Source organism: Leptolyngbya sp. PCC 6406, assembly GCF_000332095.2.
Classification (GTDB): domain Bacteria; phylum Cyanobacteriota; class Cyanobacteriia; order Phormidesmidales; family Phormidesmidaceae; genus PCC-6406.
In genome coordinates, this window is sequence record NZ_KI913950.1 from 96,977 (window position 1) to 115,305 (window position 18,329).

23 protein-coding genes are annotated in these 18,329 nt (G+C 53.9%); 8 read left to right on the forward strand and 15 right to left on the reverse strand.

The annotated features are described in order from the left end of the window. Positions 1-68: 68 nt before the first annotated feature. The gene (locus LEP6406_RS30720; protein WP_008319509.1) at positions 69-458 is read right to left on the reverse strand and encodes a hypothetical protein; all 390 of its coding nucleotides are present in this window, start codon (positions 456-458) and stop codon (positions 69-71) included. 310 nt (positions 459-768) lie between these two features. Here LEP6406_RS30720 and LEP6406_RS0224960 point away from each other — a divergent pair, with 310 nt between their 5' ends. Then, positions 769-1,338 (forward strand): hypothetical protein, encoded by a 570-nt coding sequence (locus LEP6406_RS0224960; RefSeq protein WP_155834874.1) that lies wholly within the window; start codon positions 769-771, stop codon positions 1,336-1,338. A 34-nt stretch (positions 1,339-1,372) separates the two neighbouring features. Here LEP6406_RS0224960 and LEP6406_RS30725 read toward each other — a convergent pair whose 3' ends face one another. Genes LEP6406_RS30725 through LEP6406_RS0224980 form a run of 4 tightly spaced genes read right to left on the reverse strand, consistent with a single transcriptional unit; the run spans position 1,373 to position 5,330 of the window. Next, positions 1,373-2,440 (reverse strand): DUF6753 family protein, encoded by a 1,068-nt coding sequence (locus tag LEP6406_RS30725; protein ID WP_008319513.1) that lies wholly within the window; start codon positions 2,438-2,440, stop codon positions 1,373-1,375. 8 nt (positions 2,441-2,448) lie between these two features. After that, positions 2,449-3,498 (reverse strand): hypothetical protein, encoded by a 1,050-nt coding sequence (locus LEP6406_RS0224970; RefSeq protein ID WP_008319514.1) that lies wholly within the window; start codon positions 3,496-3,498, stop codon positions 2,449-2,451. 57 nt (positions 3,499-3,555) lie between these two features. Continuing rightward, positions 3,556-4,110 carry a hypothetical protein gene (locus tag LEP6406_RS0224975; protein ID WP_008319517.1) on the reverse strand — a complete coding sequence of 185 codons (555 nt, stop codon included), beginning with the start codon at positions 4,108-4,110 and terminating at the stop codon, positions 3,556-3,558. A 53-nt stretch (positions 4,111-4,163) separates the two neighbouring features. Beyond that, positions 4,164-5,330, reverse strand: coding sequence for a hypothetical protein (locus tag LEP6406_RS0224980; protein ID WP_008319519.1), 1,167 nt, complete (start codon positions 5,328-5,330; stop codon positions 4,164-4,166). 191 nt (positions 5,331-5,521) lie between these two features. Here LEP6406_RS0224980 and LEP6406_RS0224985 point away from each other — a divergent pair, with 191 nt between their 5' ends. The 6 genes from LEP6406_RS0224985 to LEP6406_RS0225010 all read left to right on the forward strand — a co-directional run bounded on the left by LEP6406_RS0224985 (position 5,522) and on the right by LEP6406_RS0225010 (position 11,136). Further along, entirely contained in the window at positions 5,522-5,854 is a 333-nt protein-coding gene (locus tag LEP6406_RS0224985) for a hypothetical protein (RefSeq protein WP_027269430.1), read from the forward strand. A gap of 72 nt (positions 5,855-5,926) precedes the next feature. Further along, positions 5,927-7,789, forward strand: a complete 1,863-nt coding sequence (locus LEP6406_RS0224990) for a DNA polymerase (RefSeq protein WP_008319524.1) — start codon at positions 5,927-5,929, stop codon at positions 7,787-7,789. Further along, a complete protein-coding gene (locus tag LEP6406_RS35545) occupies positions 7,786-8,073 on the forward strand; it encodes a hypothetical protein (RefSeq protein WP_008319526.1) in 288 nt (95 codons plus the stop codon). The genes LEP6406_RS0224990 and LEP6406_RS35545 overlap by 4 nt, the downstream gene beginning before the upstream one ends. Before the next feature lie 24 nt (positions 8,074-8,097). Beyond that, positions 8,098-8,370 carry a GNAT family N-acetyltransferase gene (locus tag LEP6406_RS29695; protein ID WP_263971275.1) on the forward strand — a complete coding sequence of 91 codons (273 nt, stop codon included), beginning with the start codon at positions 8,098-8,100 and terminating at the stop codon, positions 8,368-8,370. A 201-nt stretch (positions 8,371-8,571) separates the two neighbouring features. Next, entirely contained in the window at positions 8,572-10,176 is a 1,605-nt protein-coding gene (gene abc-f / locus LEP6406_RS0225005) for a ribosomal protection-like ABC-F family protein (RefSeq protein WP_008319532.1), read from the forward strand. A 387-nt stretch (positions 10,177-10,563) separates the two neighbouring features. After that, on the forward strand, positions 10,564-11,136 hold the full coding sequence (locus LEP6406_RS0225010; protein WP_008319534.1) for a Uma2 family endonuclease: 573 nt from the start codon (positions 10,564-10,566) through the stop codon (positions 11,134-11,136). Between the two features lie 121 nt (positions 11,137-11,257). Here LEP6406_RS0225010 and LEP6406_RS0225015 read toward each other — a convergent pair whose 3' ends face one another. The 9 genes from LEP6406_RS0225015 to LEP6406_RS0225055 form a co-directional block, all read right to left on the reverse strand. Then, positions 11,258-11,947, reverse strand: a complete 690-nt coding sequence (locus LEP6406_RS0225015; protein ID WP_008319537.1) for a DevA family ABC transporter ATP-binding protein — start codon at positions 11,945-11,947, stop codon at positions 11,258-11,260. 80 nt (positions 11,948-12,027) lie between these two features. After that, positions 12,028-12,216 carry a hypothetical protein gene (locus LEP6406_RS0225020; protein ID WP_027269432.1) on the reverse strand — a complete coding sequence of 63 codons (189 nt, stop codon included), beginning with the start codon at positions 12,214-12,216 and terminating at the stop codon, positions 12,028-12,030. 35 nt (positions 12,217-12,251) lie between these two features. Continuing rightward, positions 12,252-12,992 carry a DNA alkylation repair protein gene (locus LEP6406_RS29700; protein WP_008319539.1) on the reverse strand — a complete coding sequence of 247 codons (741 nt, stop codon included), beginning with the start codon at positions 12,990-12,992 and terminating at the stop codon, positions 12,252-12,254. 63 nt (positions 12,993-13,055) lie between these two features. Continuing rightward, complete coding sequence (locus tag LEP6406_RS0225030; RefSeq protein ID WP_008319540.1) at positions 13,056-13,328, reverse strand: DUF2164 domain-containing protein; 273 nt, start codon at positions 13,326-13,328, stop codon at positions 13,056-13,058. 55 nt (positions 13,329-13,383) lie between these two features. Continuing rightward, a complete protein-coding gene (locus LEP6406_RS0225035) occupies positions 13,384-13,920 on the reverse strand; it encodes a GrpB family protein (RefSeq protein ID WP_008319541.1) in 537 nt (178 codons plus the stop codon). A 69-nt stretch (positions 13,921-13,989) separates the two neighbouring features. Next, positions 13,990-14,430, reverse strand: coding sequence for an SRPBCC domain-containing protein (locus LEP6406_RS0225040; protein WP_008319542.1), 441 nt, complete (start codon positions 14,428-14,430; stop codon positions 13,990-13,992). A 283-nt stretch (positions 14,431-14,713) separates the two neighbouring features. After that, positions 14,714-15,061 carry an SDR family oxidoreductase gene (locus LEP6406_RS29705; RefSeq protein WP_008319543.1) on the reverse strand — a complete coding sequence of 116 codons (348 nt, stop codon included), beginning with the start codon at positions 15,059-15,061 and terminating at the stop codon, positions 14,714-14,716. Further along, on the reverse strand, positions 15,051-15,455 hold the full coding sequence (locus tag LEP6406_RS0225050; RefSeq protein ID WP_027269433.1) for a GNAT family N-acetyltransferase: 405 nt from the start codon (positions 15,453-15,455) through the stop codon (positions 15,051-15,053). Before LEP6406_RS0225050 ends, LEP6406_RS29705 begins: the two co-directional genes overlap by 11 nt. Positions 15,456-15,603: 148 nt before the next feature. Continuing rightward, positions 15,604-16,293 carry a hypothetical protein gene (locus LEP6406_RS0225055; RefSeq protein WP_008319545.1) on the reverse strand — a complete coding sequence of 230 codons (690 nt, stop codon included), beginning with the start codon at positions 16,291-16,293 and terminating at the stop codon, positions 15,604-15,606. Between the two features lie 292 nt (positions 16,294-16,585). On the opposite strand from LEP6406_RS0225055, the gene LEP6406_RS0225060 reads away from it, so the two are divergent. Continuing rightward, complete coding sequence (locus tag LEP6406_RS0225060) at positions 16,586-17,173, forward strand: TetR/AcrR family transcriptional regulator (RefSeq protein ID WP_008319546.1); 588 nt, start codon at positions 16,586-16,588, stop codon at positions 17,171-17,173. Positions 17,174-17,284: 111 nt separating this feature from the next. Here the strand turns inward: LEP6406_RS0225060 and LEP6406_RS0225065 are convergent, their stop codons facing one another. Further along, a complete protein-coding gene (locus LEP6406_RS0225065) occupies positions 17,285-18,307 on the reverse strand; it encodes a Rieske 2Fe-2S domain-containing protein (protein ID WP_008319547.1) in 1,023 nt (340 codons plus the stop codon). Positions 18,308-18,329 lie beyond the last annotated feature (22 nt).

The following is an 18,329-nucleotide window of genomic DNA, read 5'->3' on the forward strand; positions in this document are numbered from 1 at the left end:
ACACCGGAACAGCATGGGTCATAGGGGTAAGGGAAACGGGGTGGTGTTGGAACGAGATTGAAAGGAACCTAGAGCACGAGCTCGTCATCGTCGCCGTAGTCCTGAGCGGTGGGCCGCCGGTAGCCAGAGGTGGGCAGAACCGCCTTGCCATAGCCCTCCCCTTGGGGAATGGGGTTAGCGGAGGACTCAGTGTAGGGGGTGTCAAAGACGTTGGCCTCAAAGGGATTACCCCGATAGCCATCAGCAAAGCTGCGGGTGCGGTAAGGATTGTTGCCCGCCCCTAAACCGGTGTTGGGGGTGCCGTCGTTGGGGGTATCTTCGTAGCCCGATGTGCCATAGCCGGGGCCGGTGGATTCAGGGCTGCCGTAGGGGGCTGGAGGGGTGTCACCGCCATAGCCCGAATTGCCATAGCCCGAATCGCCGTAACCTGAATCACCGTAACCATCAGGGGAAATCACAATCTTGACCTCCAATAAATGAATGGAATGGGTTAATACCAACAATCATAAATTAGCGATTAGATATCTATACTGGGCTCATTCTTGGGATAGAAATAAAACCCTATTTAGAAGCAAAATAAAGAATAAAATCTATCCTTTGACGGAGAGAGTTGGAGATAGGGGTATTGCTATCGCCATAGGGGGTGTTGTGACCTGCCTAACCGCCATGGCGAAAGTTCCTATTGCTAATCAATCCACCTTATTTGGGTTGGATACTGGCTCTGATTGTCAGGACGATAAATCCCAAACCTTGAAGCGCTTAAGGATAATGACTGAGGTGCTTCCAGATGTGGGGTTTATGACGGCTTGTGTGGGGCTTCTGTATCACGAGAAATGGTTGAGTAATGCCCAAGTTAAATACTTCACAGGCCCGGTCATATTTGGCAAAACTGAATGGTCTTCTTCTCTACCTTCAGCGCAAACTCAAAAGTTGGTAAAAGCAGTGCGCCTAGAGCGATTCTGGCAACTGCTCGATGAGGTAGAGCAGGGGAAAGAAAGTGAACAATGTGTCCCCGCAGAGCTGGTGTGCGCCATCCAGCCCTATACCCTAGTGGCCCCCCTGAGCCCAGACTATCGAGACGCCTGTGTGTGGGCCTTTGCCCAGGTGCTAGAGCGTCACCCCACGTTGTTTCCGGCTAGCGCTGAATTACGCCAAACCTTTCCCACGCACCTGCGCACTCCCGACCCCTATGTGCTCAGGGAGTTTTCAACCACCCTGCGGCGGCGGGTGGTGGCAAGGGGCAGTGGGATGGGGTGTGTGGCGGCTAGCCCTGAAGGCGGTAACGCCGAGGCCGCTCCCTTGATGGAGCCTGAGCAAGTGCAAATGCAATTGTTCTGAGGCAAAGAGGTCTAAAGCCGGTAGGATTTGGGGTTCATTGCAAGATGCGCTCTTCTACTGGCCGCACCCAGAGGACACAAGCCCCCTGGTCCGCCAACTCCCCTTGCAGGGCCAAGGTGATGCCCAGCTCTGCGGCCTGCTGTTCGCAGCGCCAATCGTGGAGGAGATCTTGGTTCCAATTCCACAGTTGCCGTGCCCGCTGACCGTCTTCACTCGTGGCCCAGTTCAGGGCATTAACCTCATCGAGGGTGAGGCGGACGGGGCCAGTGGCGTAGTTGGGGCGAACGGCAGCTTGGCGCAATTGGCCCAGCCAAAACCCAGCCAGGGCGGTCAGGGCCAAGATCACCCCAGCGGTGAGGATATTGCCAATGGTGAGGCCGTAGAGCACCTTGTCAAAGGAGGCTTTGAGGATGAGGCGCTTCACGGCGGCGGCGATCTCTTTTTCCTGGGCTTTGACCGCGACCTGCTCTTGGTGCTGAAGGCGGTCTTGGCATTGTTCCAGGTGATGGTGCAGGCGTTCTGACCACCCCTCGAACATGAGCTTGAGGGTGTGGGGCTTCTCCATCAGCAACGATTCAAGCCTGCCCGTGGCAAAGAGTACCGCAAAGAGGGGGTCTTCAGGGCTAATGCCCAGCTCCAGAATGGCCTCATAGGTGTGTTGCTTGAAGGCATCGGATTGCTGCTCAAAGGCGGCATCCATGCGGGTATTGGCCTGAGCGATCCCATGGAGGCCAGAGCGTTGGACAGAGCGTTGCAAGGTGGTGACAATCCACAGGAACTCCTCAGGGCTGTAGGTCTGAGCCAGGGTAGGTTGGTCACTGATGGCTTGCCAAAGGGCATGGGCCTTGGCCTCCTGGGCCAGTTCTTGCACCCGCTGGGCGACGACGGGATTGACCACCCGCTTGGGCTCAGGGCTGTTCCCATTCCGATCCGGGTCGTGGGCGGGCCAATGGGCTGGGTCAGGGGGTTCCTGGAGCTGGGGTTGACGGTGCTGGAAGGGGGCGCTTAAGCGATGGAACCACCGTAGAGTGCTCTGGCTCAGGGAAGCTGGTGGGTCAGTGGTTGGCCTGGTCCCAGCATCTGGGGTGTGGGTATGGTCCATGGTGCCCCCTAGGATTTCTGAGTCTTGGTAGAGCGACGACGGGGAGTCTTGGCTTTAGGGGGACTGGCCCCATTGGGTTCTGTGGGGTTGGGTGCAACCTGTTCAGGGTGGAGCACTGCCTCTAGGGAAGGGATCTCCGCTAGCAGACCGCACTGCTCGATTTGTTGGGTGGCAGCCACGAGGAAACGGTCGATGCGGCTGCGGCTGATCAGTTCCCAATCCGGGTGCATCACCCCGGCCACGTACTTGAGCTTTTCGCGTTGCAGCAGGTTCATCTCTCGGTGCTCTAGACGAGGGAATTCGATGTCGTAAAGGTCGGGACGTTGTAAGAACTCCCGAAAACCGGATACCGAATAAAGGGGATCCCAGTTAGGCCGGAGGGCATTGGGCAGGAGAGCATTGTTGCGCACCAGGACATGGGTGAGGTGACCGGGATGGTTGTGGTCGTAGTACTCGACGGTGCGGCGGAATTCAGCGGCATCATCCTCGGTACAACCAGAGAGGAACCAACGCACGATGCGGGGAGAAGCGGATGGGGGAGAGGATTGCCCCCGGCGCTGGGCTTGGTCTTGGGCCTTAGCTTCCCCTTGCTGGAGTTGAACCACATTCAATGCCCCAAAACGGGGCTGGGTGACGAGGTCAAAGCAATGGTCAGGGGAATCGCTGGGGAGCAGTTGTAGGGCGGTGAGATTGTGGTCTTGCAACCAATGGGAAGAGAACTCGAAACTAGAGCCGGGGAAGTTAATGAAGAGGCTCAATCCCCCCCGCAGGTAACGGGTAACCTCATCGGAGGTGTAGTCCTTGTTGGCGCGAATGTCGATTTCGAGGGTATCGGGGTAGTAGGGCTTAATGTTGTGACCGACATCGGCATCAATCACCTTGGCCGCCAGGAGGTGAAAGTCGATGTGATGGGCAATAAAACGGGCAAAGGTAGACTTGCCCTTCCCCCCAGAGAAGGAGTCAATCAGGTGAATGGAGGGAATGGGGGCTGGAGTCGCACTGGACTGAGGAAAAGTAGGGTCTACCTCTGATGTTGAAATGGCAGAATTAGAACTCATGATTTCAGGCTGTACTAAGGTGCTGAGGCTGTAGTAGGGAACACTGGCTCACGGGAGTTAATTCAGCTGGTCACTGCTCTGGAAATGCTTTTCCAAATACTGACTAGCATCATCCGTTTGGAAGGTGACATCGGATAAATCAAAAAGGTCGGAGGGAGAGGATTGCTCTGTACTGTGACGGGTTTGGTGAGCCAAATCAACCTCAGGAGTGCTGGTTGAATCTGACTGATTTCCCTGAGAGTATTGAGCCTTGCTTGCGGATGAGGGAATCGGAGATTGGCTGGGATAGGATCTGGGCATTTTGTCTGGAATAGTGACTTGCTTGGCAGGATAGAAACTCCCACTGCGGCTTCGTATCAGCTCAGGAAATAGATTCTGAATCAACTCTAATCGAGCCCTAATATTTTCATAGGAGGACAGCACTAAATATTGTTGTTCCTGTGGGCTAACCCGATCTGGGTTGAGATACAGATACTCTACTAAGTAGAAGGTGCTGAGGGTGCTAACGATGTGGGTATTGCTGATGGACTTGCTGTGCTTAAGGAATTCAAACAAAGATTGTTCGAGATCGGTTCCAGGGCGTAGTTGAATGCGATAGTTAGAAGGGGTCATGGGTAATTTCCAGTGATGATGTTGCCTAAAAATCCAAAATCCAAGCTTTAAGCCTAAGCACAACTCTTTTGGAGTGAAGATTCAAGTGAATGGTGAGCGGAGAACTTGAACCGATTTTGCAGGCTACTAAAGAGGCTATAGATATCATCGAGACGATGGGTGAGAGCATCGGTGCTAAAGTCTGCCGGAATCTTGACCCCAGAACCGTAGTGGTGGGGTAGATCCGGTTGATATTCATTCAAGGCTGGGGTGATGACATTGATTCCTCCTCCACAGAAGATGAGGTCAGGGGAAGACTCATTCATCAGGACATTATCAAACCATTCGGATAGAGTCTTGACGTAAAGTATTTGGGCTTGACGAAGGTGATAACGTAAGTCTTGGCCTGCTAATTCTCGTTGCTGAGGATCTCGATAGGGGGTAATGGCGGCATAGGGATCCCCATGGCGATGTTGATGGTTGCTGAAGATAGCGTCCAGATACTTTTGGGGAGTCACCCCATGGGCACCACAGGCTTCTTCCAAACATTGATTAAACCCCAACATCGAGGTTCTAAACTGCTTAATGCGCCCTTCTCGAATGATGACGGCACTGGTATTGCGGTGACCCAGCATAAATACCACTGCATTCTGAATATGGGGATGACGGGTGATAAACTCAGTGGCCACTCCTGAGGCTTCAGGATAGCAGTGGAAGCTGAATAGCTCTGGTTGAATTACGCCAGAGGGAGTCAATACACCCGTGGAAAGGATATATTGGAGTCTTTTCTCAAAACGAGAACCAAGCTGATATTCGTCGGCAGGCAACATGCATTGTACCGAAACTCGAAAGTCTGGCTTGAGCTTGTATCCCTGGTTGTTCAATCGTTGATGAATAACAGAGAGTGCCCCCATGAGTTTGTAGAGAGCCTTCTCATTCTTGGCAATATTCAAGCTATTGAAGCCTGCGATCTGAGCCCCCAAGTCTCCTACAGCACCGACTTCATCTGCAATGGGATGACCCTCATGGTCGAGGGGTTGAACCCAACAGAGAAACTCTGGTGGAACCGGGTTGATATTGAAGGCACAAATCTTGTCTACGGCAAAGCGAGTCGTGACGGTAGCCTCAGGGGACATGGTTAGAAGTTGAGGTTGGCCGCGTCGATGTTGATAGATCACCTTGGTGAGGGAACCACCAAAGTCGATGGCCACAATTACATGGGGTTTAGGGGTCCGTGGCATGGCAATAGAAATATTGTTTACACCTATGAAAAAACACATCCCTACGAAATGACCTCTGTCAAAAGGGTTGTTTGAAGAGTTGATGAAGGGGTGAAATTTACAACTTTAGATAGAGGTGTGATGGCGGGATGAAGCCAATGGGGTTGAGGCCCGTTTCCACGGGTGGGGAACGACGTGTTTCCTGGCTGCCCATGACTGCCCCGCTTACGACCTGCCCGTCCATCACCCCACGTTCCAGCGATAGTTACCAAGCCCTGGTGACCTTGGTGGGCTCAGACCTGCTGGAACAAGCTTTGAGTGAGTTGTCCGCCCAGATGGAGGTTCAGCAAGAGCCCGGTGGATCTCGGCCTGATGCCCTGACCATCCAACTGACCGCCCTGCGGTGGTTGACAGCGGAAATCGAAACGTTGGTGAGTGAATTGCCCCATCGCCTTACCCCCGGCCCTGGCCGCGACGCAATTGCTTGCCATGATTTTCAGCGGTGGTTGGAGCAGAGGTCGCTGGCCTCCGACGAAGGGGCCTAGGTCATCCGTAGACGAAGGCCAAACTATGGGTGCTATCGCCCGGTAGGGGATGCCCATCCATCGTCCCTTCCTATGGCTGCCCTTGACTTTTACACCGCTGCGGAGACCGGCAATGCTCAAAGCTCTCGCCCGATGCCGGGAACCCCTCCCGTCAACTTGGCTTGGAGGGACATCCAAACTACTGCCCAACTGGAGGAAGGGGTTGCCCAATTGCAGGACTGCAAGGTGCTTGGCATTGACACTGAGACGACGGGCCTTGACCCCCACTGCGACCGGGTGCGTTTGGTGCAGGTGGCCAGCGCCCATCAGCCCACCCTGGTGATTGACCTGTGGCAGGTGGAGGACTGGAGTGCCCTAGCTGCTTTGTTGCAGGGTTCAGCTTTAAAGGTGGGCCATACTCTGAAGTTTGATTGGCAAATGCTGAGGGCAGCGGGGTTGCCATTGCAGGGGCCATACTTTGATACCCAACTGGCCTACCAGGTGCTGAAGGCGGGGATTCGCTGCCCCTCGAACCTGAGGCGAGTGGTAAAACGGGTGTTGAAGGTGTCGTTGGATAAGAGCCAGCAGCGCAGTGACTTCAGCCGCTGGGAGTTGACTGTTGAACAACGTCAGTATGCGGCTTGGGATGCGGCCTATGCCCTAGGGCTGCGGCGACGATTGGTGGCTTTGTTGAAGCAGTATTCGGCTCAATGGGGTCAGGCTCGGTTGCTGGCGATCGCTAAATTGGAATCGGCCTGCATCCCAGCCACCGCTTGGATGGAGTTCAACGGTATGGGTCTAGACCCATACCGTTGGCAGGAGGCCATTGCCAAGCTACAAGGGCAGCGGCAGCAAGCCTTTGTGGACTTTCACCAAGCCCTGGGGGTGAGTCTTCAGCAGCAGATTAGCTTGCTGCCCGAGCTGTCGCAGGCCACCCAGTACGGCATCAATCTGGGGTCGAGCCAACAGGTGAAGCAAGCTTTGGCGGCCCAAGGGCTAGACCTGAAGTCCACGGACCAGCGCAGTGTGATCAAGGTGGTGGATCGTCACCCGGCGTTGCCCCCTCTGCTGGAATGGCGGCGGGTGGCGAAGGTGCTGGATACGATGATGGGGTTGCCTGCCCATCGCCATCAGCAGACCCAACGGTTGCATCCCCAGGTGTTCCAGATGGGTGCTAGGAGTGGTCGCTTTAGTTGTCGTCACCCGGCGCTGCAAACCATGCCGCATCAAGCCTTGGTGCGGCGATGCTTTACCGCAGCCCCAGGCCATGTGCTGCTGAAGGCGGACTATTCCCAGATTGAGCTGCGCATCATCGCCAAGGTCACCCGTGACCCGCTGCTGGTGCAGGCATACCGCCGGGGTCGGGACGTGCACCGGATGACCGCAGGGTTGCTGATGGATAAGTCCCCCAACGCAGTCAGTGATGAGGAACGCCGTCTGGCTAAGGCCATCAACTTTGGGTTGATCTATGGCATGAGCGCGATTCGGCTTCAGCTAGAGGCCCAGCTCAAGTACGGGGTAATTCTCAGCCATCGTCAAGCGCTACATTTCCATCGGCGCTACTTCGAGTTGTTTGAAGGGGTGCGGGAATGGCACCGCCGGGGCCGACGATTGCTACAGGGCAAACGCAGAGTACGCCAAACCTATACCTTGCTGGGTCGGGTGCGGCGCTGGCAGGAGCAGCCCAGCTTGAATGAATGGCTCAATTTCCCGGTGCAGGGAACGAATGTGGATATTATCAAGCGGGCCTTGGTGAAGTTGGTGCCGGTGTTGAGCCCTGAGGTGAAGCTGTTGATGGTGGTACATGATGAGATTGTGCTGGAGGTAAGGGCAGAGCTGGCGGAGACTGTGGCCCATCAGTTGGTGGCGTTGATGGAGCAAGCTGCTGCCCCGGTGCTCTCCCCCATCCCGGTCAAGGTGGCGGTGCAGGTGGGCCAAAGCTGGGCGGGGGAATGATGGCGATTATTTCTACGCTGGGCACGCCGCGAGACATCACCCTACAAGAGCTGCGGATAGAAACCCTGTTCCCCGCTGATGCCGCGACCGCCGCCATCCTGCAGGGGAAGTCGCTGGCCATCACGGATACGGCGTCTCCCCTGTTAGGTTATGACGGAGCCATAGCCACCTGGTGGCAAATGCAGACGAATCTGGAGTCAGGCTTGGGAAATCAGCGCTGGGGCGAGGCGTTCAAGCTTCGGACTCTTCTGTCCCTTGCACCTACGAGGATTAACTTGGATTGAACAGTTCGCTACAATCTGCGGGCGATCGATATTTGGATTGGGGAAGCCACAGCCCTAGGTCAAGGCTACGGCACCACCATGATGCGGCTAGCCTTGACCCGTTGCTTTGCCGACCCTCAGGTCACAGCCATTCTGATAGATCCCCTGAGCAGTAATACCCGTGCCCACCGCTTCTACGAGCGCCTTGGGTTCACGTTTTTGGCATACCGACAATTTGGCCCCAACCACTGTTCGGTTTATGGCCTAGATCGAGCCGCTTGGGCGATCGCACCCAGACATGAATCCCAACCTTTATGAATCTGTACATGTATGAATATGGACATGAGTGGGATTGCTATTATGTTGCAACTGGCTGCAAATCCTTGATAGGCAACGCTAGCCTTACTGTATCTGCAATCCTGACCACCGTTAGCGCCCCCTTGAACGCCATGAAGTTTCTTCTAAGCTACGCCCCTTCACCCCTTCCCAATGTCCAGGTGATTAGCTTTAGAAGTCAGCATGGCCAAAACACTCTTATCTGCCCAGGATCTCAGCTACAGGTTTGACCCGATCGCCCCTCTGTTTGAGCAGATTAACCTCAGCCTGCAATCCGGCGATCGCGTTGCCCTAGTAGGGCGCAACGGTAGCGGCAAGTCTACCCTGATGAAACTCTTGGCGGGGCACCTCCAGCCCAGCCGTGGATCGATTTCGCGGGATGGATCGGTGGCCTATGTGCCTCAGGTCAGTACCCTTGATCAGACCAAGCCGACGGAGACAGTCCTGGAATGGCTCAGTGCTGCCGCCGAGGACTGGTGGTGGATCGACGAGTTTTTAAGGACGCAATTAGAGACCGAACTGGATCTATCCTTACCCATTGTCAGCTTGAGCGGGGGAGAACTAACGAAACTGTTGCTGGCGATCGCCCTTGCGCCTGAACCAGAAATCCTCTTGCTGGATGAACCCACCAACCATCTGGATTTGCTGGCCCTAGAGCATTTACGGGCCTGCCTGGATCGGTTCCAGGGGGCATTGGTAATCGTCTCCCACAAGCCCTATTTCCTCGACCAAGTGGCCTCGACGACGTGGGAACTAACGCCCCAGGGACTGGATGAATACGGCGGCAACTACACCCTCTACCGAGAGCAAAAGCAAGCCCAGCTCTCGGCGGCGGAGCGCTCCCATCAGGTAGCCCAGAAAGCGCTGAAACGGGCTAAGGCGATGGCCCTAGCGGAGCAAAAGCGGGCAGCCCGATCCCAACGTGGTGGTCAGCAGAAAGCCGAGAGTAGTGGCATGGGCAAGATGGCCCAGCATTATTTTGCCAATCGAGCCTCTGGCAGGGCGGGGACGGCGGCTCAGCGCAACCAGGCGGCCATTGTCCAGGCGGCCCAACAGGTGGCTGAAACCAAGGTGAGAACCACTAAGGCCACCTCCCTGCAACTGGTAGAAAACAATCAAAAACGCCGGACGGTACTGGAAATCCGCGATGGCTGTCTCAGGGTTGGGGAGAATACTCTGATTCGGGACATTCAGCTACAGGTGGTCGCTGGCGATCGCATCACCCTGGCTGGAGCCAACGGCTCAGGCAAGTCTAGCCTGGTCAAAGCCATCGTTGCTGAAACCGATTCTGTTCGGCTCGACGCGGCCCACCTCCGGCTGGCTGACCCACTGGCGATCGTGTACCTCGATCAAACCTATGGGCTCATTGATCGCCGTCGCAGCCTCCTGGAAAACATGCAAGCCGCCAATCCAGCGCTGCCTTACCAACATCTGCGCCAGCAGCTCGGGCATTTCCTATTCTTCAACCAGGCGGTCAATAAACCTGCCTCAACCTTGAGTGGAGGGGAACTGGCGCGGCTGACCATGGCCATGATCAGCATTGCTGCCATTGACTTGCTGATTTTAGATGAGCCTACCAATAATCTGGATATTGCCACGGTTGAGACCATCATTACCGCCATTAATGACTACCGGGGGGCGCTGTGGGTGATTTCCCACGATTTAGATTTCTTGAGCCAAATCGAGATCGACCGCGCCTTTAAGCTCACGGATCACACCTTCCAGCCCATGACCTTTCTGCCCAGGGACACGGCGGCCTATTCCCAAGAGCTGCTGGAGAGAACTTGAGGATGCTTTGAGGGCCTACCAACGGCACAGATCCACCCCTATCTACCCTTCAAGAAGTTGGGTAAAAGGGTATCAACTTAAGCCGAAACATCAAGAACCACGATGTTGTCTGGCACCCAGGCTCTGCCTGGGAACGAGAACAATCCGCCCCTCTCTACCCTTTAATCTCTACCCTTTAAGAAGTTGGGTAAAAAATATTGGTCAGTTCGAGCGGGATTGAGTTGCTGAGCCTTAGGTGTGGACATCGGGAACGGTACTTCCTGGTTCTGGATGGGACTCGGGACTCACGCTGAATATGATAGGTTGATCAGTAAGCTTCAGTAAGCTATGGTGCCGCATCACAACCCTCTGGATGACTGCCATAATCGTCCCAGCTAGGTTAGCCCGATGGTTCAAACTCCTCCTCAATACCTGATCCAGCAAGACTTTGAGCAACTATGTCTGGATCATCCCGATCGCATGCTCGAACGCACAGCCCAAGGAGAATTGGTAGAAGTGGCCCCGGTAGGCGGAGAAGGCAGCAGCCAGGAGGCTGATTTAATCGGCGACCTGATCATTTGGAATCGGCAAACCAAGCTGGGGAAAGTCTTTAGCTCCCAAGGGGCGTTTAAGCTGCCATTTGGCTCAACCCGAGCAGCGGATGTCGCTTGGGTGCAGTTAGATCGTTGGGAAGCTTTAACTTCTGAACAGCGAATAGGCTTTCCACCAATTTGTCCTGATTTTGTGATTGAGTTGCGTTCTCAATCGATCTCGCATGGGGTGATTAAGCCGCAATCTTTGTCGGAGCTACGCACGAAGATGGCGGAGTACTTGGCCAGTGGGTTGCGCCTGGGTTGGTTAATTAACCCTCACGATCGGCAGGTCGAAATTTATCGGGCTGGGCAAGCGGTGCAGGTAATCTCTATGCCCACGACGCTGTCTGGTGAAAACGTATTGCCTGGTTTTGAGCTACGGGTGTGAACCTGCCCTCTAATCATTCCCCCCCACTCCCTTCCAACAACGCCTGGAATCGCTCGTCATCGCGAAGGGCATCGAAGTCAGTATCGCCACGTATCTGAGCAAGTTGCCGTGGACACCCTGGCTACGTGGCGGAGTTGCGCTTCAACACGCCGTCTTCCATGTGAATGATGCGATCGGCAATGTCAAGAATGCGGGTGTCGTGGGTGACTAGCAAAATGGTGCAATTTTGCGCTTTAGCTAACTCCTGCATCAGAGTCACGACATCCCGTCCCGATTTACTATCTAGCGCCGCTGTGGGTTCGTCCGCTAAAACCAACTGAGGACGACTGACTAGAGCACGGGCGATCGCCACTCGCTGTTTTTGTCCGCCCGATAGCCCCGCTGGGTAGTAGTTGAGGCGATCCGCTAATCCCACCTGAGCTAGCATATCGGCGGCGCGGCGATGTCGTTCAACCCTAGTTAAGGTGCCGTGAACTTCTAGACCCATCTGCACATTTTCTAAGGCAGTAAGGCTGTTGTGCAAATTGTGGGCCTGAAAGATATAACCATTGTGACGACGGGCTTTAACCAGCTTACGCTCACTGGCCTGGCAAAGCTCCAAGCCCACCACCTGTAGGCTCCCTTCTTGGGCCGAACGCAATCCACCGATCAGCGTCAGTAAAGTGGTCTTTCCCGAACCCGAGGGGCCAGTCATCAGCACGATCTCTCCTGGGAGAATCTCTAAACTAATATCGAACAACTCCTGCTTTTTAAGGCTGCCGCTGCCAAAGTAGTGATTGACTTTCTGGATAGCGATGGCAGGAGAAAGCATAGGTTTAAAAAGAATGAAGAGAGGTCTACGGGCAGAGATTGGTAGGGATGAACCGTAAAGTCACAGTTGGAAAATATCGGCTAGAAAATATCAGCGGGGTCAGCGGCCTGTAGACGGCGAGTCGCAATAGCCCCCGAAACATTGCACATTAAGAAAGTCAGTAACAGGACTAGCAGCACTCGACCCATGGGCATTGTCAGAGGCAAGGCAGTGGCCATAGCCGTGAGCTGGTAAGCGCCGAGGGAAATCAGAATTGCGGGGGCAGGCACTGTGACTTTCAAGGGATAGGAAGGAATGCATGGGATCAATGGGAGGTCGCTTTGCGTCTCAGGACTTGCTGTCGTTGGGAATCTGGGAGTTTAGCGATCGCAGTGCGCACCACCGACCGGGGCAGTTGCCCCTGGTAGCGCAGCACAAACTCAGCCACATCGTCAGGGTAAGGCTTGCTGGCTTCCTTCAGCATCCAGCCACAGCCTTTTTGTACCAGCTCGTCCTCCTCCTCCAGCAGGCATTCCGCCACCATCAGCGCCTCTGCCAATAGCAGCCCCCGCCGCAAACCATAGATCAGGCTAACGGCAGCGGCCCGGCGCAGCCAGCGATTGGCCTCCCCCGTCCAGGGAATCACCCGCTGGGCCACCCCTGGAAACGTGGCGACTACCCAGCCCAGGGAGTGGGTACACAGGTCATCGCAGTCGGGCCAACCGTTGACATACTGACGCAGCCAGGACTCAAATCGGTCGAAATGGTGGGTTTCTAGATCAGCGCTGCGGCGAAAGCTCCAGTTAAAGGCAATCAACCTGCATTCGTATATCCTCGCCTCCAATAGGACTTCACAGCTTGTCAGCACTTCAGGCAGCGACAAGTGGCGCATCTGCTTGAAATACTGGCCAGCAAGTTGCCGCACCTTGGGGGTAGGCACCCCCAGAAAGTCCTGGACATCCACATTGAAAAGGGTGGCGATGCGGTCTCGATAGCTCGCATCCACTTGGGCATGCAAATCAGCCAATAGGGACTTTAATAGCGATTGGGGATCAGGGTGGGTCATAGCAGGTCGGGAGTGCGCCAGCCAATCTACGGTACCGGCAAGATCATAAGCCTGCGGCCTCAATTAGTCCTTTCTAAGCTTGCGATCAGACTGGGGCCAGTGCTGGAACTCTTCCTCGTGAAACTCAATGTCTAGATCCGATACGTGCATTTGCATCCGTTGCTGAATGTCGGCTACGGCTTTGTTGTAGATACTGGGGCCAATTTCTTCCAAAAAGAAGCTCAGCAAGCCAGTTGCGGCAATGTTGCCAATTTCCTCTTCCCGCTGTTCCTGGAAGTAGCGCACGATGGACGCTATGGCCTCCCGGTGTTTGTCTTTTGGCAGCTCAATAGACATCGGTCCCCTCCTTGCATCAGCAATCTTGCCAACTATTAGAGCAAATGATCTGGTTTCAGGTTGGATTGCGGTTGGATTGCCGATACCACGCGAGTGCTTGAACCTCGACTGTTTGAATCCAGGCGTGTTTGCTGTCGCTGTAGGCGGCAATATCTGCCGGGTGCTGGGTGTAGGCGGCCCGCTTGATGGCGGCGTACTCGTCGCGCACCGTCGGGTGGGCTCTAAGAAAGTCTCGAAAGGCCAAGTGACGCTCGATATCCGGGTTGTCCTGGCCATAGATATGGATGTTGTGGGTGCGGTAGCCGCCGTGGTCTTGGGTGAAGTAGCGCCGCCCCGGCAGGCCGTATTCACCCCAGGCTTTGTAACCGGCGGATTCAAGTTGGGGAGTCTGCTCCTCAATGGCGGCAATGGACCGTGCTACAGGCAACAGATCGATAATGGGCTTGGCTGCCAGCCCCGGTACCGAGGTGCTGCCGATGTGGTGAATAGCGATCAGCTCATCGGCTAACAGTTCTCGTAACCGAGTCGCCGCTCGCTCAAAGGCCAGGGGCCAGTCGGGGGAGTAGTCGGTAAAGGTGTAGCAGCTAGGCATGACTGACATCTCCCTTGGCCCCAGCCCCATCGCCACGGTCGGTCAGGCGATCGCTGGTGATTCAAGCCCTTATGCTAACCCCGCCTCAGCTCGATCTTTAAGGGCCTGGTTCATGGCTTCAAAGCCCTGACGCACATTCGTATCCAGGCTTTTAGCCAGCAATGGCACCAGCACCCCCGAAAACTGTTCGCTGTGGATAAACTGCACCCGATTTTCTGCCAGGGGTTCTATCTGAAACCGATGTTCGCCGTCAAATAACCCCGGCAGGATGAACCGACCCCGCCAGCGAAACTCCCGTTCAGGATCTGCCACTAAAACCGTGGGTTTGAAGGTCATGGCCTGTCCCCCAGGGGGCTGTAGCCGTGCCACGAGCTGAGCCCCAAGTACAGCCTGTCCCTGAATTGAGCGAACGAAGGGGTTCCAGTCGGGGTAAGCCGGAAAGTCCATCAGGATTTGCCAAACGACCGAGGGGGTTGCGTCAATGGCGATCGCCGTTGTCAGTTCCTTCATGGGGGTTTTGTAGGATTGCACCCATGCTACCGATAACCTGCCTTCAGAACAGCAGGAGTTAGCGCAATCTGGCGACGTTATTCAGCGGCCTGCCAGTAGATGCAGTAGATATAGCAGCAATTGAACCCATCCTCACCGCCCCTGCTCAGGCCCCCTCCCCCAGCATGGCGGGCACGTCGATCTCTTTAATGCAGGTTGCCCGTGACAATGAGAGCACGCAGTCGATAATCGCCAGCAGATCCCTGAGGGGAATTGCCTCACCACCGGTTAAGTTATCTGCGGCTCAATCAGCCAGCACCTCCGGCGTACCCACGTTGCCAGGATTGATCACCGTGATGCCAACTTGCTGGGCTCTCAACTCCTCTCGCAAGGCATGTACCACCCCCCGCAAACCAAACTTTGAGGCGCTGTTGGCCACCTCCCGCCCTGGAAAGTTATCACGGCCAGAGCGCGCGCCCATAACGATGATTTTGGGATTCTGCGATGGCCCCTTTGGGCCGGTCTCTGACCATCGCCGCAAAGCAGGCAGCAGTGCCTTCACCAGCCGTATGGGGGCTACCAAGTTAACCGCAATCACGCGGGTAATGTCTTCATCAGAGCAGTCTTGAAACAGATCTTGTTCAATGGTCATCACCAGCGTATATCCACATCGGCTCTGTTTTTCCAGCCCTTGTAAAGCCACATTTCTCATAAAATGCGATCGCATCGCTATCTGCTACAAGCATATGCATGTGCATTTCTTGATATCTCTGCTTCAAGATCTCCATGATTCGTTTGCCAATTCCTTGACCTTGATAATCTGGATGAACTAACAAATGAGGATAATACACCACTAAAAATCCATCTGAGATTGCATTGCCGATGCCAACAAGTCTTTCGCTATGCCAAGCCGAAACAAGTGCATGAGAATTAAGTAATGCCTGATACAGTGCTTCAGGCTTTTGTGCTGAGGACCAACCATTCAACTCGTATATTGGAAGAATTTGCTCGATCCCAATATCCCGCTGCTCAGAGAAAGTAATCATCTTTGCTGTGGCTATCCTACAACTTCCTAATCTATGACTCTTGGTTAAAAATATGCTGGGACTCCAGAGGACATCCTTTACAATCGCCCGTTGCAGCATTGACTAGATTACCACCAGTGATTTTCGACAATTCGTTGCAATAAGATTGTTATATCGCGATCGCTCCTCGACTAATTTTCAACATTTGATTTCCACCCTTTTGAAATTCGTAAGCAACAGTTTGAACTTGTGCATGACAACCTTTGCTAGATAAGTCTTCCATCACTAGCTCAAGGTATGGAGATGTCTCACAATTCAGTTTAAGCAACGGAAAAATTCTTATCTCTGAAGCAACTCGTAGGAGTTCATGAATCGAAGCCATGTGAAAATCAAGAGGCAATTGCTCTGAATACAAGAAGAGTAAATGAGAGCATAAACACAGATCGAACTGATTATCAGAGAATTCTAGATTTGGTAAAGATTGGTCTAAATATCGTTCTGAAGCTTTTCCTGCTTCATAGTCCGACAGAAACTTCTCCATTGCGTTAAGGCGGGCTTTACCAAGCTCATCAGCATCTTGAAAGTTTCTCCAAATATAGTTTTGAGGATTTTGCTTTACTTGTGAAATGACTTGCTCATAAGTCGCTCGAACACGCTGCTCAATTTGTTCGGCAGAAAACCGATAAACCGGATCGATAGACACGACAGAGTGTCCTAACGCAGTCATTTCGGCATTGAAGCTAGCTGGCCCATCACCACAGCCAAGGATTTTCGTGTTTAGATCTGTCTTCGACAGACTAAACATTGACTTATATTCTTCCAGCGTTCTGCCCCAAGGGACAACTTCATCAAGCTTCATTTGAGAATAACCTCAAGACATCGATTTTACAAAAGTCCAACCTGTAGTGCCGGTGTCATCTATCAGATCTTCCCAAAAACAGTGGTTGAGGGGCGACAACGAAGCTTGATCATTTAATCTGAACAAGAAAGGGAATATCGGCAATCTTAGCCTTTCGAATTGTGATCAGCGCGGACATATCAACTTCTCTAAGACGGCCCTTGAAAAGATACAGTCTGTATGTATCTAAAAATAGAGCCCCTTTCTCGCCCTGTCAAGATGCATACTGTCTGAATGTCTTTGTGCGATCGCGATGCCTGCCAAGCTGACCAAGGCCGAACAAACCCGCCGCACCCGCCGCGCCATATTGGATCGGGCGCGGTACTTATTTGCCACGAAAGGCTATGCCGCCACTGGCACCGAGGAAATTATCAGTGAACTGGGGATTACCCGTGGGGCGCTATACCACCAGTTCAACGACAAGCTGGGGGTGTTTAAGGCGGTGGTGGTGGAAGCCTATGGCGAAATCACCGCCCACATCCGTACCCGCATTGAGCTGTTGGAAACCAACTGGGAGCAGCTCGTGGTCGGCTGTCAGGCATTTCTGGAGGTCGCCCAGCAAGAGGATTTGCGGCGGTTAGTGTTTATCGAAGCGCCAGCGGTACTAGCCGCAGACACCTTGGTCGAGATTGACCAGTATGGGTTTGGCTTGCTTCAGGAGCCGATTCAGATGGCGATGGATGAGGGCCAATTGCAGGTGATCGATGGCGAAGGTTTTGCCCATGTGGTGAATGGGGCGCTGAATGAGTTGGCAGCCTGGGTGGCCCAGTCGGAGAGTCCGCAACGGCTGAAAACGGCTCAGCAATTAGTGGAGGCGTTGCTCATCCGGCATCGGAGCTGACGGGATGTTCTGTAGTGGAGTGAACGGTTCTTGCTCAGTCTTTCACAATTGATCTGCCCCCCGTTTGGTTTCAGCCTTCATTAAATAAGAGCTATGAGTCTTGTGACAAACCTAGATACAGTTGTCAACTTGAGGGCGATCACCTCTGGACAAATTGGGTTCGACTACCGCCGGAAAGTTGGCAAAATTGCGCTTCACCCAATCCATACCAACCTCATTGTTCAGCTTAATTTTCTGTGGAGTGTTGCTATAGAGCTTGCTCAGAATATCGACATCTTGTTCCACTACCACCTTGCCAAACTTGAGATAGCTAGAGCCCAATACCTTAAACGCCGGATGTCTGGCTTGACCAAAAAGCAAAATGTAAGTGCGGGTACGATACTCCGCTTCCGGCACAAAAAGATGACACTGGGCTACTTTCCCCAGAGATGTTTCGCCATGAAAGATGACTAGAGACGGAAAGTGGTTCTCCAGATGAGCTTTGATTGTATCCGGCAGCAAAAACAAATCTGGCTTTCTCAGCTTTTCAGTCCAGGTGTAGGCAGCCGTGGGCATGTCATAAAAAGCGTGGGACTGGTGACCCTGGTCAATAAATTGGTGAAACTGCACCTCTGTGATTTGAAATAGGTGGCGATGGGTACCATTTTGGTGATTGTAATCGTGCATGTTGAGCAGCAGGGTCAGCAGATCCGTTGCCACGCTAGTATCGGCTGTATGGCCAATAAAATCGTAGGTATCAGCGATCTCCTTCAACCGGGTCGGAATCGGTACTTCAGGTTCGTAACCACCGTAGGACCAAATAAAATCGCCCTGAATCACCAACGCTAAGGGCTGAAGTTGCGGTAAAGTTTTCTGCTTTTTCCCTGGGAGCACTGTGCATCCCTGAGCATCAAAGGGCAGCGCATGAAAGGGGCAAACGACCTGACTACTGCCATCCTCAACCACGTCGCACCAGCCCTCAGACAGCATTGCTCCCATGTGGGGACAAGCATTGGGCAACGCTTGGACAGTCCCAGTCTCATCCTTCCACATTACATAATCATTACCGTGGAGAGATAGTTTGCGGGGCTGGTTTACAGCCAGCATCGACTTATGCGCCAGCAACCAGGGCGCACCGGGCAACATTGAGGGCATGATGGCCTCCACCAGAGATAAA